We start from the raw sequence: 16,070 nt of genomic DNA, 5'->3' as shown, positions 1-16,070 counted from the left end.
TTGCGCGTTGGTCTGCAACAACAAGGGATGCCCGAACCCCAGATTATAGTTATCTTTGGCGCTTCTGGTGATCTCACCTGGCGCAAACTAGTGCCAGCACTTTACAAATTGCGGCGAGAACGGCGGATACCGCCAGAAACTACTATTGTTGGCGTAGCGCGTCGAGAATGGAGCCATGAATACTTCCGTGAACAAATGCAGAAGGGCATGGAAGAGGCACATCCTGATGTCGATTTAGGGGAACTTTGGCAAGACTTCTCTCAAGGTCTGTTTTACAGTCCTGGGGATATAGACAACCCCGAAAGCTACAAGAAACTGAAAACCTTATTGAGTGAATTAGACGAAAAACGGGGCACGCGAGGTAATCGCATGTTCTACCTCTCCGTTGCCCCCTCATTCTTTCCCGAAGCGATTAAGCAGCTAGGAAGCGGCGGGATGCTAGAAGATCCTTACAAACATCGTCTAGTAGTTGAAAAACCCTTTGGTCGGGACTTGGCTTCTGCCCAAAGTCTTAACCAAGTGGTACAGAAATATTGCAAAGAAAACCAAGTATACCGCATTGACCACTATTTAGGTAAAGAAACAGTCCAGAATTTGCTGGTGTTTCGCTTTGCCAATGCGATTTTTGAACCCTTGTGGAATCGTCAATTTGTTGACCACGTACAAATTACCGTGGCAGAAACCGTGGGTGTGGAAGACCGGGCTGGTTACTATGAAAGCGCCGGCGCACTGCGGGATATGTTGCAAAATCACCTCATGCAACTTTACTGCTTAACGGCAATGGAAGCACCTAATGCAATGGATGCCGATAGCATCCGTACAGAAAAAGTGAAGGTACTCCAAGCTACTCGTTTAGCTGATGTTCACAATCTGTCGCGGTCAGCAGTCCGTGGTCAATACAGTGCTGGCTGGATGAAAGGTCAAGCAGTGCCAGGGTATCGGACAGAACCAGGCGTTGACCCCAACTCCACCACACCCACTTATGTAGCGATGAAGTTTTTGGTGGATAACTGGCGCTGGAAAGGTGTTCCTTTCTACTTGCGTACCGGAAAGCGGATGCCGAAAAAAGTGAGTGAGATTGCCATTCACTTCCGCGAAGTTCCATCTCGGATGTTCCAATCTGCCGCCCAACAGACAAACGCCAACATTTTGACGATGCGGATTCAGCCAAATGAAGGTATTTCCCTGCGTTTTGATGTCAAAATGCCGGGGGCAGAATTCCGCACCCGTTCCGTTGATATGGACTTTAGTTATGGTTCCTTTGGCATCCAAGCAACATCCGATGCCTACGATCGCCTATTCCTTGATTGTATGATGGGCGATCAAACATTGTTCACACGGGCGGATGAAGTAGAAGCAGCTTGGCAAGTAGTAACACCAGCCCTTTCCGTTTGGGATGCACCCGCCGATCCTAATAATATTCCCCAGTACGAAGCCGGTACTTGGGAACCAGAACAAGCAGAACTCTTAATTAACCAGGATGGCCGTCGCTGGCGCAGACTGTAAATATTAGTCATTAGTCATTAGTCATTAGTCACTAGTAAAAAAAATGACAAATGACAAATGACAAATGACAAAATCCAAATGACAAAATCCAAAATCCAAAATCTCCTATGGCTCTCCAAGCTTCTACAATTTTCTCACTCCAGGCACCGAAAGATATTTCGCTTAACGAAATAGATGCCGAACTCAATCAAATTTGGCAAAGTTACGGTATTACTGGCGAGGACGGTGGACTTCCCAGTGCTACTAGGGCAACTACATTTACTTTAGTGGTCTACGAACCAGAAGAAACTCAGTATTTGTTAGCTGCTTTGGGATTTTACAACGGCCCAATTGATGGGATTTTAGGGCCACAGATGGTGGCAGCATTGCGGGAATTCCAAAAAAAACATAGTTTGCCACAAACTGGAACAGGAACACAAGAAACTCTGACTATATTACGAGAAGAATTTGCTAAAGGTCAGCGAAGCGGGACTGGAGCTGAACATCCTGCTGCTGGGTTAAGTGGCGGTAGCCCCAGAATTGCCGATGAAATCGCTCTCCGCAACCCCTGCCGCATCATTGCGCTATTTCCCATTGCTGGCGAAGATGAAGGGGTTAAGGCTCAAGTTTCTGCCTATTGCCCCATTCAAAAGCAATCGTCAAGCACACTTATCTGCTGCGAATACATCACTCTCAGTGGAACTGCTGCTGCTTTAGAACGCATCGGTGGTATGATTCCGGCATTGTTGATTGGCGGCTTGCCAAAGTTTCTCTGGTGGAAGGCAACACCAGACCCTAACAACGGTCTATTCAAGCGCCTAGCAGCAGTCTGCAATAATGTGATTGTAGATTCTTGCAACTTTAATGAGCCAGAAAGCGATTTACTGCGCCTACAAGAGTTAGTAGAAACAGGTGTACCTTTAGCTGATTTAAACTGGCGTCGCCTCGCATCATGGCAGGAATTGACAGCTGAGGCTTACGACTCACCCAACCGTCGCGCCGCCCTCAAAGAAATTGACCGCGTTACGATTGATTACGAAAAAGGCAATCCCGCTCAAGCTTTGCTGTTTTTGAGTTGGCTGGCAAGTCGGTTGCAATGGCAGCCAGTTTCTTATGAAAAGGAAAGCGGTGATTATGACATCACTCGCATCCGTTTTATTGCTCAAGAGCAGCGACAAGTAGAAGCCGAGTTAGCAGGAGTTCCGGTTGCTGATGTGGGCGATATTGTTGGTGACTTGATTGCCCTGCGCCTCAGTTCGACAAATCCCCAGGCAGACTGTGGTACAGTTATCTGCTCAGAAACTGGTGGTTGTATGCGAATGGAAACCCACGGTGGCGCTCAATCTGCCGGTCTGTTTCAACAGGTAACTTCACTTTCGGAACAAAAAGCGGAAGCTTTGCTGAGTCAGCAGGTGCAACGCTGGGGCCGCGAGTCGCTTTTTGAAGAAAGTCTAGGAGTGACAGCAAATATTTTCAAATTGGCTCATTAATTCAGGTCTAACCCCCCTACCTCCCTTCCCGACCCAGGAAGGGAGGAATTTTTATTGAAAAGATACGTCGTATTGACCTCCACGCTCAAGTGCCTGTTTGTAAGCAGGTCGTGCATGAATACGCAGGGTAAATTCTTTGAGCTTTGGTCGGGTCTCCACCTCTTCGGGGAGCATAGCGACTACTTCCAAGGGAAAGCTCATTTGGATATCGGCGGCGGTAAATTCCTCGCCCGCAAACCACGTATTTTTACGCAGTTCACTTTCTACGTAATCAAAGTGAAGTTTGATCTGGGGCGCGACGAATCCGCTTACCACGCTGCTCTCGCCTGCACCAAAATTGTTCAATATCAGCCGCATTACTAAAGGTGGCATTGCAGAGCCTTCGGCGTAATGCAGCCAATACTTATAGCGCAGATGCTCCGGTGTATCGGATGGCGGAACTAGGCGACCATTGCCGTAGCGATCAATTAGATATTCGACGATCGCGCCCGACTCAGCAACCGTGACGTCTGCATCTGTGATCACTGGTGATTTGCCAAGCGGATGAACTTGGCGCAGTGACTCTGGTGCTAGCATCGTTTTTGCATCGCGTTCATAGAATTTGATCTCGTATTCGATACCTAATTCCTCAAGCAGCCACAGCACACGCTGCGATCGCGAGTTGTTAAGATGATGCACAACTATCATAAAACGTTCCTTTTCTGGTAGCTTATTGCTATCTGAGTCTTGGCTAATCTCAAACTATATTATTAGACAAATTTTTTCAGCTTAACTCCCCTAATTGGTTGGTTTTCTTATTTCTAATTGGTATAAGTTTGAGTTAGTTGGTTTTAGAAACTGGTGCATCTGCTTTTGCAAAAAGCGACGATAGACACACAGCCAATAGTCAATAATAGTTGCTGCATACTAATTTGTTTTATTTATGGCTTTAGTTATTGCTGGGGAACGTAGTGGGGTGGGTAAGACAACAGTCACGCTCACTCTTTTAGCATCTTTGTGCCGTCGCGATCGCCTGGTGCAATCTTTCAAGGTAGGCCCAGACTACATTGATCCGATGTTTCATCAACACGTAACTGGTCGTCCTTGTCGGAATTTAGACCCAGTGCTGACTTCTGAAGCCTACGTTCAGCAATGTTTTGCCCGTCATAGCCAACTGAGTGAATATGCCCTAGTCGAAGGGGTGATGGGGTTATTTGATGGAGTGAAGGGGAGTAGGGAATGGGGAGTGGGGAGTGGGGATGAGGGAGCAGGGGAAGCAGGGGGAGAAGAATTATTGATTAATGACCAATGTCCAACAGATTTTGCAAGTACGGCACACATTGCGCGGCTTTTAGATTTACCTGTGGTGTTGGTGATTGATTGTAGTCGTTTATCTGGTTCTGTAGCTGCGATCGCTCACGGTTATCGATCTTTTGATCCCCGAATTAAAATAGCTGGGGTAGTATTAAATCGCGTGGGGAGCGATCGCCATCTATCTCTACTGAAAGATTCTCTCGAACCCTTACAATTACCGGTTCTCGGCGTACTGCGGCGTCAAGATAACATCACAATTCCGGATCGCCATTTGGGTTTAGTACCCACAGCAGAACTTCCCGAACTCAACGCTTTAATTAATCGTCTTGCTGATTTAGGAGATACTTGCTTTGATTGGCAACACTTATTACCTTTATTAAAATCAGAACCTCTGCCTCATGCCTCTCATCTTCCTCATCTTCCCTCATCCCCAGTCAGAATTGCAGTAGCCCGCGATCGCGCTTTTAATTTCTACTATCAAGACAATCTTGATTTGCTGCAACAACTTGGCGCAGAACTGGTTTTCTGGAGTCCCTTAGAAGATGCTGCAATACCAAAAGATGTGCAGGGAATGTATTTTGGTGGAGGTTTCCCAGAAGTTTTTGCCCAGGAATTAGCAGAAAATACTAGCGTTCGTGATGCAGTGAAAACAGCAATTCTTCAAGGAATGCCTGCGATCGCTGAATGCGGAGGATTAATGTATTTATGTGAGCAAATTATCGATTTTGAGGGTAAATCTTGGTCAATGGCGGGAGTTTTACCAACATCTGCTGTAATGGGTGGGCGTTTAACTTTAGGCTATCGTCGGGCAGTAGCTTTGCAAGATAATTTGTTAGTCAAGGCAGGTACAACTGTTTACGGACATGAGTTTCATCGTTCCCATTTAACTTTAAATCCTACTCAGCCCTTATTTGAAACTTCTCGCTACGACTGTGAGGAAAATATGGGATGCGAGGGATGGGGTTTGCCTGCAAATGTTCATGCTTCTTATGTGCATTCGCACTGGGGAGAAAGTAGAGAAATTCCCCAGCAGTTTCTTCAAGAATGTCGAAAACTAGCATCTATAGAAACGTGGAAATAAGCATAAAACCCAGTAGGGTGAATTAAAAACTATCAGAGAATTAACTCCGTAAAGAGGTGACACTTAGATCGTCATTCAACTTGCGAATCAGACGGGATAACTCACGAATGATATTCACCGCAATTTCGGGAGTTTCTTCGATCGCATCATACAGCTGCTCTTGGGTCAGTTCTAAAAATTCACAAGGTTCTAAAGTCGTTGCGCTGGCGGAACGAGGTTGAGTATCAAATACTGCCATCTCACCAAAGTATTTTCCCTGTTCCACCTCTGCTAACTGTTTATTGCCGATGTGTACTTTAACTCGGCCTGACACAACAATATAGAGCGATCGCCCTTCTTCTCCCTGACGAAAAATCGTGTAATTAGCTGGAAATGACAATTCGTTCATTACTGAAGTGAGCCGCACAATAAAATCATCCCGCAATTCCTTAAAAATTGGGACTCGCCGGACAAATAATAAACGGTCAACACTGGTTAGCATAATTACAAGTTAAATATTAAACATTACTGTAAATTTTAAAACTGAAGCCACGCGATTAGTCATATTAACTGATGTTGAACGCTAGCCGTCAAGAATATTTTAAACTTTACCGACAGAAAACCACTTACCATCTCTTCAATAGGAGCGGTGCCTACGGCGGTAAACTATGCAGAGAAACTTCTCAAACTCAGTATTTAGGTATTCTCTCGTTCCCATGCTCTGTGGGTCATTAGGGCTGCTGCTTCGGGTAAGACATTGAATCAGAGCCTCAATAAATGCATTCCAGGAACGAGAACACAAGGTAAACATAATCGTTAAGTTATGAATCACTTTTATTTATCGTTTTAAAAAACAAGAGTATTTGCTCTTATTAGGGTGAAAGCCATAATATTGACTTCATGAACTCCCAAGGTACCTTGCTGAGAAAAAAATCACCAATCTGATTAGAGGCAATAGCTTCTAAAAACTGGAGAAATGGCGATCGGTGGTCGTTAGGTAGAACAGTCACAAAATCTCCTGAACTGCCTTGACATCCGGGAGCAGAGAAGGACTAAGACAAACAGCATTGAATTATCGTGAGCAACAATTATGAGTTGGCTAATTAGTACATTAATTATTGGAATCTCTGTCGCTTTTGCAACCACCTTTGACGACAATTTATATTTGACAGCTTTCTTCGGAAAAGTAAATCGCAGCTTTCGTCCTAAGCATATTGTGATCGGTGAATTTCTTGGATTCACTACCTTAGTATGTGCTAGTCTTCCTGGATTCTTTGGCGGTCTGATTGTTCCCAGCACCTGGATTGGGTTACTAGGTTTGCTTCCCATCGCCATTGGTATCAGTAATTTCATGAGTCGAGAAGAGGAAGGCGAGACAGTGCAAGCTGTGTCAGTTGACTTAACCTCTCCTGTAAAATCTGGACGGCAGAAGAAATCACTATTAGCAACCATCCGAGATCCGCAAACCTATCGCGTTTCCGCAGTGACTATTGCCAATGGAGGAAACAACATTGGGATCTATGTACCGTTGTTTGCCAGTAGCAATCTTCCAAGTTTGGGTGTAATTCTGTGTGTTTGCTACTTTACTGTTGGGGCGTGGTGCTTACTGTCTTACAACCTGACTCGTAATCCTCTCATGGCTCCCGTTTTAACTCGCTATGGTCGGAAAATCTTTCCCTTTGTCTTAATCTACTTGGGACTCTCTATCTTAATTAAAAGTGAAACATATCGGCTTTTACCCAGTCTGGCAATGCTTTCTCATTAAGCATGAGGCGATGTCTACGACGGGCGTAGCTGCGGCACCCGATCTGAAAACTCAAAATTATTGATGGGTGCTATTTCCCAGATGTAACCAAAAAAGTTAGCGATCGCTTTCCATCTAAAAAGATTTTTTAATCACTTGAATTTATCAATTGCAATCACAATAATATTTGATTTTATCAATCAAGTTATCTAAAGTAAGAATAAAGCACATTATTGATGGCTCTTATAAAAGCAAGCACACCACTACGAATCAAATCATCATAGGAAGGAACTAATGAATCAATCAAATTCTAAAAAATTAACTCGGTGGATCGTAACAGCAGCATTTCTGTTACTTATAGCAGGATTTTCGCTCTTTGACCAGCAAGCAGTTAAAGCTCAAACACTAACACCATCTATACCTACGCAATCTGAACTCGCTCCAGTAATATCTCCGGTTATATCCCCAATAGTGTCTGTAGCAGAAAACGTTAGACGTTTATTACAAACCAATGAATGTGCCGGATGTAATCTAACTGGAGCAATGCTAAAGGACGCAAATCTGCAAGCGGCAAACTTGGAAGGTGCTAACTTACAAGATGCAGACTTAGAAAGGGCTAACTTACAGCAAACAAACTTACAAGGGGCAAATTTTCAAGGAGCAGATTTAGGCAAGGTAAACCTTTTGGGAGCAAACCTTGTGGGAGCAAACCTATTTGATGCAGACCTAGAGAAAGCCAACCTGCTGGGAGCAAATCTGCAAACGGCTAACCTACAGGGCGCAGACTTGGAAAAGGCAAATCTCACAAATGCAAACATCCAAGGGGTTAACCTGATGGGGGTTGATTTGGAAGATGCAATCAGACCAGAAGGATTCGTTGTTCAGTAATTAAACTGAAGTTCTTCGTGCAAATGTATTAATAAACATCAAAAGCCTGATTCAGTAATGAATACAGGCTTATTTTTTAATCAGATCGTGTCCGCTTAATTACTTATTAAACCCGAATTTTCTAGGTTGTTTGATTTACTTCCAACCAGTTAAGTAAATCCTCAATGGCTGTAAAATCCAATAAAGCCTCGCCAAGTGCTTCTAATTGCTCTAGGGAAAGAGTTTCAATGCGCCCCCGAACCTGTTGTGGTAACTCTCCTAGCCGTTTTTGTAGTAGCCGTAGCACAAGTGTTTGTCCTTGTTCCTGTTTTCCCCGGCTCGTAACCAATGCGCTCGCCTGTGGTAATGTAGCTCATCAGTTGATTAGTATACCATCTAGTAATCCTAAATCATTTGTGAACAAAAAGATCCCCGACTTCTCCTAGAAGTCGGGGATCTGAGGCTGGCAATTCTCATCAAGAAAATACCAGTCGAACTCAGGTTTTTAAAAGTTTGTACCCATGTAATTGTCGGAACTTGCGATCGCCACAATAGTAGATAAAGGAACTTCAGCAAAATACTGTTGCTGAAATTGTTCTTCTCTGACAGCAGCTAAAAATCGTTCCACTGCTGTCTGTGCCAAGTTTTCTGCACTATCGCTTGAATGCCAGGTGATTTGCAGATAACGGTCTTGTCGTTTGAGTGTAAACCCTAAATATTTTAAAGCTTTGATGCCTACAAGTAAGGTTTGGTCAGTGATGCCGATTTTCTCTAAAAGTTGGACGCGGGTAACTAATTGATTTGTGCGACTAAGATATTTGGCAATTCCTACAAGAGTCAGCCAAATTTGATTGGGTGGTTGCAGGTTGGGTTTAGGCCAAGCGATCGCTAATTGTTGCGAACTATTTATCGTTAAACATCGCCGCAACCATGCACGTAAATCATCCCAGTTTGTAGGACAATCTTCAAGCAAGAGTGGGGGAGTCGGTAGAGACGCGATTAATCGCCTCTCTACTTGGGAGTGGGGAGTAGTTAAATTACGCCAGTCTAAGATGAGTGGTAAATTCCGAGTGTTGAGTGCTGAGTTTACACTGGGACGCACGGCAATTAATCTGATTTCATAACGTTTTTTGAAGGTGTTGTAGTCTAATTCTGCTATGCAATCACACCTTCCTATGGGCAATTCATCTTTGTAGTGTCCCCACCATATACCAGGAAAAGCACTTCTGCTGGAATCATCCCGAATATCAAACTCGGTTTTAATGTACTGTACCTTTTTCCCTTGCCAATCCTGCTGATTGCGATGCCAAGAATTTTCAAACCAGCAATTTTGAATTAGCAATTTCGGAACAGGATTACCCATTCCACAAGGTTCTAGCAGTTTCAGTTCCAAAAATAACTCTTTCCCCAAGTCTGCGACTGTTACCGTCAAGTCTGCTTGCACGCTTGGCGTTAGGGTTGTACTACCTAAAGATTGCCGCAACTGCTGATTAATCGCTGCTGTAAATAAAGGAATATTCTCCACCAACAAACTCAAACCTGCTGCAAAGGGATGTCCCCCAAAACGATGTAACAAATGTGCTTGGTCTTTTACCAGTTGGTATAAATCGACTGAATTTACCGAACGGGCGGAACCCCTTGCTAAGGAAGTAGGGGCGGAATCTTCTTCGCCACTCCCTACTCCCAATTCCCCACTCCCTTCCGTACTTAACAAAATAGTCGGGCGGCCTGTTTCTTGTGCTACTTGTCCTGCAACTAAGCCCAAGACACCCGCAGGCCATTGGGCATCTTCTAGGACGATGACGCTGGTGGTTGATAAGTCTAATTGAGTAAGTTTTTGTGCTACTTGCGCTTGCACATCTTTTTGCAGAGATTTGCGGCGGGTGTTTGCGAGTTCTGTAACTTCGGCTAGTTCGTTACAACGTTTAGCATCCCTACTAGTTAATAATTCAACGCAAAAACTGGCATCGCCTTGGATGCGGCTGACGGCGTTAATTCTTGGCCCCAAACCAAAGGAAATATCTGTGGGGCGATCGCCACTTTTTTGGCACAATTCTAATAATCGCCCCACCCCCGGACGCCGACGCGCTGCTGCTGGCTGTTGAAAATCTGTTTGCAGTCGTTGAATTCCCATCTGTGCTAAATAGCGACAATCTCCACTTAACTGCACTAAGTCGGCAATTAATCCTACTGCTACTAAATCTAATAAATCCTCTAACGGATTTTTTGCAATATTAGGCAGACTTTGATATAGCGCTTCCACTAACTTATAAGCTACCGCGACCCCAGAAAGATTGAACAGCTGATGTTCTTTGGGCAAATAACGAGGATTAATAATTGCTGCGACGGGTGGGCGTTCGGCAGGTAAGGTGTGATGGTCTGTAACTATTACATCTATGCCTAGTTGTTTGGCGTAAATAATTTCCTCAATGTTTGTGCTGCCTGTGTCGCAAGTAACAATTAATTTACAACCTTGTTTTGCTAGGTTATCAATCCCTTGATTATTGAGTCCGTGAGATTCTTTCAGGCGATTGGGAATATAGTAAATTAACTGAGTATTTTGTGTAAAAAGTTGCCCCAATCCATCCCAAAGTACAGATGTAGCGGTAATCCCATCAGCATCAAAGTCTCCCCAAATGGCAATTTTTTCTTTGATGTTATATGCTTGTTGCAACCGGGCGATCGCTAAGTGCATTTCTTGCCCAAACTCAAAGGGACTCGCTGGCTGATAAGCTTTGTGGTTAATAAAAGCTGTTAATTGTTGATGATCTTTAATTCCCCGTTGCCACAACAATTGTGCTGCATATATTCCACTTGATGCGGGTGTATACTGTTTCACCGCTTGGATAAACCACTCTGGGGGTTGTTCGGTTGCTGCTATAGTCCACTGCTGTTGTTCTGGCATAGTTAAATCGGAGATTGATCCTCGGTTGTTTGAGATTCACCTGCTAGGGGATTGAGAACTAGTTCATTGGCGACGCTATCGGCTTTACGGGCGCGAATTGCTGGACGCGAGCGCTTGTAACCGGCTCTTTCAGCTTTTTGGTGTTCGTAATTCGCGGACATAAATGGCTTCAGTTTCGTCAAAGGTTGACATAAATTTAGAAGTTGTAATTTCTTTACATACATGATTTTGGAATTTTAGCGATATTAACAAAACATTTATTTTGTCAGCTAACACCACTATGTTAAATTTTGGTGGCAAGGAATTTTAAAAAATGTCAATGGAGAATAAAGCATTTGTCTTTGATTACGATGCCTTTGTTCAAAAATTACCTGAATTTGAGAAAAAGCACTGATTTTTAACCAAAGTAACGAATTGATTAGTTTTATCGAATGCGAATCAAATCAAAGTGATACTTCTTGAATGCTGTCAAGATTTGGCAATGAATCTTTCACTGCTTCTTCAGTTGTTTGTGTGCGTAGTTTACCGCCGTAGGCATCGCACCGTTTGGCAAATTGACAATAATCACAGGTTTTGCTACCTTCTACCACTTGAGGAAACTGCTGGTTAATTTGGTAATTTTCCAGCCAAATAGTTAACTGGTTTAACAGTTGATTAAGTTTCTTTGCTATTTGTGTATGTTCAACAGTATTGTAATTAAATTTAATATTTTGTGGTTTTCCCTCAGATTGGACAAACCAGTAAGTCATAGAAATATTTTCTGGCAAATAGTCGCTAGTTTCTGCCAATACATACAGATAAAGCCGTGTTTGCCAGTTGGATTCTAACTTGCGTTTATTGGGTGGTTTAGGATAAGTTTTCCAGTCGAGAATTTGCGCTTGTTGGTTATCTGCAATCAATAAATCATAGACAACCGTCAGCAAATAATCCTGAACTTGCAGAGTTCGGTAGTGTTCACTCTCACGGAAAGTTTGATTATCAGATGCAGGCGTTAAAATTTCTGGGGCTGCATCAGCAAAAGCTAGCATCCAGCTTTGCAGTTTAGCATCTGCTTGCAGGAAACTATCAATTGGCAGACCCATTTCTTGCTGCTGCATTAGCAAGTGAAAGCGACTACCCAAAGTTTGCCGTTCTTCTTGTTCTGGATTTGAGGGCGAATTTAGTTGTTCTAGGTAAGTATGTTGGAATTTACGCGGACAAACTTCTAGTAAGTTTAGTTGTCCTTGAGACAGTCGCAGTAGTTGAGTGGGAGTTGACAGCATTCTTCTATTTTAGAAGCGATCGCTGGGGTTACAGGGTTAACGGCAAAGCACTTAGTGACGCTAAAAGCTTTTGGGGCGGTGGAAGATGGAGAGCAAAAATAAAAGGTAAAAGAATGAATTTTGCCTTTTTACTCAATCCTTTTACCTTTTTATGTACCTGATGCTTATTTTATATTAGCTCTTGCGTCCTTCACTGCGGCAAAGAAAAATAATCCTGTGAGTGGAACGCTCAATGCCAGGATAATCACAGTGGCTGTGAAACCAAAATCTGGTCGTCCGTAACTGAGTTCAAAAATCGAACCAACAGCCGCGATCGCACTTACACAAGAACCACCCAAGAATAAACCGCTTTTTGGAGTTAAATACACTACTAGCCCCCTATTTTATTGGTTTCACCGCTTGATACGAGAAGCCATTCTTAGATAGCTCCTGGGCTAAAGTCAAGGAGTTTTCCACACGGTCTACAAATACCACGCCGTTAAGGTGATCCATCTCGTGCTGAATGCAGCGTCCTAAAAGGTCATTAGCCTTTAATGTCCGGAGACGACCGTATTCGTCTTTGTAGGCAATTTCTACGACTTCAGGGCGCTTTACGTCTAGATATACGTTGGGAATACTCAAGCATCCTTCTTGGGCTACCGAGATGTCGCGGCTTACTTGTTTAATGGTGGGGTTAATCAGCACCAAGGGCTGATTAGCTGCGTCCTCTGGTTCCAGGTCGATGACAATTAGTTGTTTGTGAATTCCCACTTGGGGTGCAGCCAAACCAATGCCATCTTTGCTATACATAGTTTGCAACATTTCGCGCACTACTTGGCGGAGTTGGTCATCTATTTTCGCAACTCGCTTTGCAGCTTGACGTAGGACGCGATCGCCTAAATAATGAAGCTCCAAAGGTGGATTTTTTAACTTTTTTTTCTCTACAGCAATTTCAGAAGGCATGAGTCTTGATGGCTAGATGGTGAAAATTCCTACTATCTTTATTCTATAAGACTCATATTTAATTTTTGAAATACATGTAGAGGAGACAGTGCTTTACGGAGGTTCCCGACGCTCGATAGCGTAGCGTTAGGAACGAGCGTCTGACTTGCTCTAAGCGAACGCAAGTGCGTCTAGTAGCGAAGATGATTAAAATATAGCCAAAAATCTTTAGTCTACTTCAGTAGACTTTAGCTGAAAGCCAAATAACTTTAGTTCCAGGCGGGTGAGTCAGCCTCAACCCTTGGGGACGCTGTTCGCGTTCGGGGAAGTCAAAAGTTAACACTGAGCGGAGTCGAAGTGTCAAAAGTCAAAAGTCATCAAACTGTACTTTTCAAGCTTCTGAGCCTTACCTAATGTGAAATTGATTGTAAGTCGTTTGACAACCTATTTCTGATTCACCTCTGATTGCAACTAGGATTCCTATACAATATTTTTTTATTAAGAAGATTTATTCAATCTATTTTTTATTGAAATAAACCTATATTTAACAATATTTTCTTGCATCCTCACCACATTCATTAACTAAATATAATAAAGACTTAAAACGAAGACCAACTATTTCTTCATAGAGGGGATTAATTTTACATAAAGGTGGAATCTGGAACAGAGTCCGACCGAAAACTGTAACAGTTCTTTCAAAAGGGCAATTGGAGGGAATTACTTTGCACAATAGTTTGGCTAGATGATAATCATGTATTTCTACAGACTCAAGTTGATATCGGATTTGGCTTAATAAGTTATTATTCAAATTGGCTTTAGTTAAGAAGTTCATAATTTAAAATTCCTTCAATCAATAAACCTTGTTTCTTCCTTTAAAGTTACACCTCCTCTGAGATAGTAAACATCGTAGAATTACCAAACTATTTTCCCCCTTTTTTAAAGTCAGTTGTAAAAACAGTAAAATTGCTTAGGAAGCAGAACAGGTAGCCAATTGTTATTAATAACTGTGGGAGCGATAGTGAGTTTATCTATAGTGAATGGCACAAGGGCGAGGTAAATCGTCGAGACAGCAGGAGCAAAGCAGCAAGGAAGTAGAAATGTATAAAAGCTGATGTATTGGCAAACTTGGCACTATTGACTATAAATAGTGATGTTATTGACGCAAAGACGCAAAAGCTAAATTTAACGTCAACACGCTAAGTTCATTCAAATTTTGAGGTGATGTGTGTTTAAATCTTTTACGAAACTTGACTACCTGCTAAAAGAAACTTTCCTCGGTTTACTGCGGGGAGGTTGGATGAATTGGGCAGCTGTAAGTACTGTAACAGTGTTGCTGTTTTTATTCGGCTTGAGTTTGCAAACCTCTTGGCAAGTTGAAAAACTCCTCTATCAGTTTGGTAGTCAGCTAGAAGTTTCAGTTTATCTCGAACCGGATACGCAAGTCGAAACCATTGAGCCACTAATCGCAACAATGCCAGAGGTGGCGGCGATACAAAGCATTACTAAAGAGCAAGCTTGGACTAAGTTAGTTAAGGAAATGAGAATTTCTGATATAGAGGGGGCTACACAGCAGCTAGGTGAGAATCCTCTGGTTGATGAGATAAAGGTAAAAGCGCGTAATTCTCAAGTTGTACCAACTTTAGCAACGCAGTTGGCTAAATTGCCGGGAGTTGAGACGGTGCAGTATGTGGATGAAGCAGTTAAACGCATTGCCCAATTGCACCAAGGTCTGAACTGGATTACTTTAACAATTACAATTATTTTAACTTTAACAGCGATCGCAGTAACTACTACGACAATTCGGCTGATTGTCATGGCCCGACGCCAGGAAATTGAAATTATGCAACTAGTGGGAGCAACGTCTGCTTGGATTTACCTCCCATTTATTTTACAAGGGATTACCTTCGGTTTGGTTGGTGGTGCGATCGCTTGGAGTTTTATTTCAGTGATTCAACAGTTTCTCGGTAAGTTGCTAGCCAATCAACCTGAATTTATTCAAGCTATCACCAACGGGGTGCAACTCAGTCCAGCCCAAATTTTACTCTTACCTCTGATTCTCTTAAGTTTCGGTGCAGCTGTAGGATTAATGGGAAGCTTATTCGCTGTCCGACGTTTTGCCAAAGGTTAATCATTAATCATTGGCCATTGCAAAGGACAAATGACAAATGACTAATGACAAAACCTTATGAAATCGCAATGGGAATGTTTTCTGCAAAATCTCGGTGTATGGGAAGGTTCATTTACCAACTTTTCTCCTGAAGGCACACTTCTGAACGATACTCCTAGCCATCTTTCCCTAGAAGGTTTAAACAATAACCAGACAGTGCGCTTAACTTTGTGCCGTTCGGGACGAGATGATTTAGTCAAAGAATATAGTTCAGTGGGAGGAGGTCTACTTTTTTTTGAAAATGGTTCATTTTCTGAGGGTTTAATTCAGCTAGGGCCATTTTCAGAATTCGGTGCAGAACTCGCTTTTGTTCATGGAAATCGTCGCTTACGTCTGGTGCAACTGTTTGATAAGACTGGTAATCTAAGTAGACTAATTCTAATTCGAGAACATCTAGCCAGAACCCCAGCAACAGAACGTCCACCTTTGCAGATAAATGATTTGTTGGGAGAATGGCAAGGACAAGGAGTAACAATATATCGAGATTTGCGTTCGCCTGATATTTACTCTACAACTTTAAAAATACAACTTGATGATACTGTGCGATTAATTCAAAGTACCTCTTTTGGGGAACGTACAATTACCTCAACTGCTAGCATCAAAGGTTCCATCGTTCTCTTTGATCAAGATCCCCAAAAGCAAGTACAAGTATTATTGTTACCTGATGGCGCTTCTGCAACTTCTCCTCTAAAGGTGCAATTACGTCAACCATTATTTTTGGAAGCGGGTTGGTTAATCCAGCCAAACCTGCGCCAGAGGATGATTCGCAGCTATGACGATAAAGGCGAATGGGTTAGTCTGACATTAGTTACTGAAGAAAAAGTGTAAAGGATTTGAGAGTGCGATCGCTTAATTTAATGTGATGCTTCTCTACAT

Annotated in this window: 16 protein-coding genes and 2 pseudogenes; 7 read left to right on the top strand and 11 right to left on the bottom strand. The window is 42.8% G+C overall.

From position 1 onward, the window contains the following. Together zwf and opcA are read left to right on the top strand one after the other, a co-directional pair. Nucleotides 1-1,506: glucose-6-phosphate dehydrogenase (zwf, locus tag VE944_RS15655; protein WP_324978526.1), on the top strand; the 1,506-nt coding region annotated here is incomplete at its 5' end. A 107-nt stretch (nt 1,507-1,613) separates the two neighbouring features. Beyond that, nucleotides 1,614-2,975 (top strand): glucose-6-phosphate dehydrogenase assembly protein OpcA, encoded by a 1,362-nt coding sequence (gene opcA, locus VE944_RS15650; RefSeq protein WP_324978524.1) that lies wholly within the window; start codon nt 1,614-1,616, stop codon nt 2,973-2,975. Between the two features lie 51 nt (nt 2,976-3,026). On the opposite strand, the gene VE944_RS15645 is transcribed toward opcA, so the two are convergent. After that, entirely contained in the window at nt 3,027-3,662 is a 636-nt protein-coding gene (locus VE944_RS15645; RefSeq protein WP_324978522.1) for a glutathione S-transferase family protein, read from the bottom strand. 235 nt (nt 3,663-3,897) lie between these two features. On the opposite strand from VE944_RS15645, the gene VE944_RS15640 reads away from it, so the two are divergent. Next, on the top strand, nt 3,898-5,349 hold the full coding sequence (locus VE944_RS15640) for a cobyrinic acid a,c-diamide synthase CobB (protein ID WP_324978520.1): 1,452 nt from the start codon (nt 3,898-3,900) through the stop codon (nt 5,347-5,349). 40 nt (nt 5,350-5,389) lie between these two features. Here VE944_RS15640 and VE944_RS15635 read toward each other — a convergent pair whose 3' ends face one another. Together VE944_RS15635 and VE944_RS15630 are read right to left on the bottom strand one after the other, a co-directional pair. Beyond that, nucleotides 5,390-5,830 carry a Crp/Fnr family transcriptional regulator gene (locus VE944_RS15635; protein WP_229553802.1) on the bottom strand — a complete coding sequence of 147 codons (441 nt, stop codon included), beginning with the start codon at nt 5,828-5,830 and terminating at the stop codon, nt 5,390-5,392. A 370-nt stretch (nt 5,831-6,200) separates the two neighbouring features. Further along, nucleotides 6,201-6,338 carry a hypothetical protein gene (locus VE944_RS15630; RefSeq protein ID WP_324978516.1) on the bottom strand — a complete coding sequence of 46 codons (138 nt, stop codon included), beginning with the start codon at nt 6,336-6,338 and terminating at the stop codon, nt 6,201-6,203. Between the two features lie 80 nt (nt 6,339-6,418). On the opposite strand from VE944_RS15630, the gene VE944_RS15625 reads away from it, so the two are divergent. Together VE944_RS15625 and VE944_RS15620 are read left to right on the top strand one after the other, a co-directional pair. Further along, nucleotides 6,419-7,093: a cadmium resistance transporter gene (locus tag VE944_RS15625; protein ID WP_324978514.1), complete on the top strand. Its 675-nt coding sequence runs from the start codon at nt 6,419-6,421 to the stop codon at nt 7,091-7,093. A gap of 273 nt (nt 7,094-7,366) precedes the next feature. Beyond that, nucleotides 7,367-7,960, top strand: coding sequence for a pentapeptide repeat-containing protein (locus VE944_RS15620; protein ID WP_324978512.1), 594 nt, complete (start codon nt 7,367-7,369; stop codon nt 7,958-7,960). 121 nt (nt 7,961-8,081) lie between these two features. Here the strand turns inward: VE944_RS15620 and VE944_RS15615 are convergent. The 8 genes and pseudogenes from VE944_RS15615 to VE944_RS15580 form a co-directional block, all read right to left on the bottom strand. Then, a pseudogene (locus tag VE944_RS15615) lies at nt 8,082-8,316 on the bottom strand (DUF4351 domain-containing protein); the annotation flags it as partial. A 128-nt stretch (nt 8,317-8,444) separates the two neighbouring features. Beyond that, nucleotides 8,445-10,844: a single-stranded-DNA-specific exonuclease RecJ gene (recJ, locus tag VE944_RS15610; RefSeq protein ID WP_324978510.1), complete on the bottom strand. Its 2,400-nt coding sequence runs from the start codon at nt 10,842-10,844 to the stop codon at nt 8,445-8,447. Nucleotides 10,845-10,846: 2 nt separating this feature from the next. Continuing rightward, a pseudogene (locus VE944_RS15605) lies at nt 10,847-10,996 on the bottom strand (GNAT family N-acetyltransferase); the annotation flags it as partial. A gap of 291 nt (nt 10,997-11,287) precedes the next feature. Beyond that, nucleotides 11,288-12,106 (bottom strand): PD-(D/E)XK nuclease family protein, encoded by an 819-nt coding sequence (locus tag VE944_RS15600; protein WP_324978508.1) that lies wholly within the window; start codon nt 12,104-12,106, stop codon nt 11,288-11,290. A gap of 164 nt (nt 12,107-12,270) precedes the next feature. Beyond that, the gene (locus VE944_RS15595) at nt 12,271-12,474 is read right to left on the bottom strand and encodes a hypothetical protein (protein ID WP_324978506.1); all 204 of its coding nucleotides are present in this window, start codon (nt 12,472-12,474) and stop codon (nt 12,271-12,273) included. Nucleotides 12,475-12,484: 10 nt separating this feature from the next. Next, nucleotides 12,485-13,048, bottom strand: a complete 564-nt coding sequence (gene def / locus VE944_RS15590; protein WP_324978504.1) for a peptide deformylase — start codon at nt 13,046-13,048, stop codon at nt 12,485-12,487. A gap of 217 nt (nt 13,049-13,265) precedes the next feature. Continuing rightward, entirely contained in the window at nt 13,266-13,391 is a 126-nt protein-coding gene (locus VE944_RS15585) for a hypothetical protein (protein ID WP_324978502.1), read from the bottom strand. Nucleotides 13,392-13,571: 180 nt separating this feature from the next. Further along, entirely contained in the window at nt 13,572-13,859 is a 288-nt protein-coding gene (locus VE944_RS15580) for a Mo-dependent nitrogenase C-terminal domain-containing protein (protein ID WP_324978500.1), read from the bottom strand. Nucleotides 13,860-14,252: 393 nt separating this feature from the next. Here VE944_RS15580 and VE944_RS15575 point away from each other — a divergent pair, with 393 nt between their 5' ends. Both VE944_RS15575 and VE944_RS15570 read left to right on the top strand, forming a co-directional pair. After that, nucleotides 14,253-15,155, top strand: a complete 903-nt coding sequence (locus VE944_RS15575; protein ID WP_324978498.1) for a cell division protein FtsX — start codon at nt 14,253-14,255, stop codon at nt 15,153-15,155. A gap of 57 nt (nt 15,156-15,212) precedes the next feature. After that, on the top strand, nt 15,213-16,022 hold the full coding sequence (locus tag VE944_RS15570; RefSeq protein ID WP_324978496.1) for a DUF3598 family protein: 810 nt from the start codon (nt 15,213-15,215) through the stop codon (nt 16,020-16,022). Nucleotides 16,023-16,070 lie beyond the last annotated feature (48 nt).

The sequence above is a fragment of the Nostoc sp. genome (genome assembly GCF_035638895.1).
Lineage (GTDB): Bacteria > Cyanobacteriota > Cyanobacteriia > Cyanobacteriales > Nostocaceae > Nostoc.
This window is presented reverse-complemented; position numbering and strand designations above follow the sequence as displayed.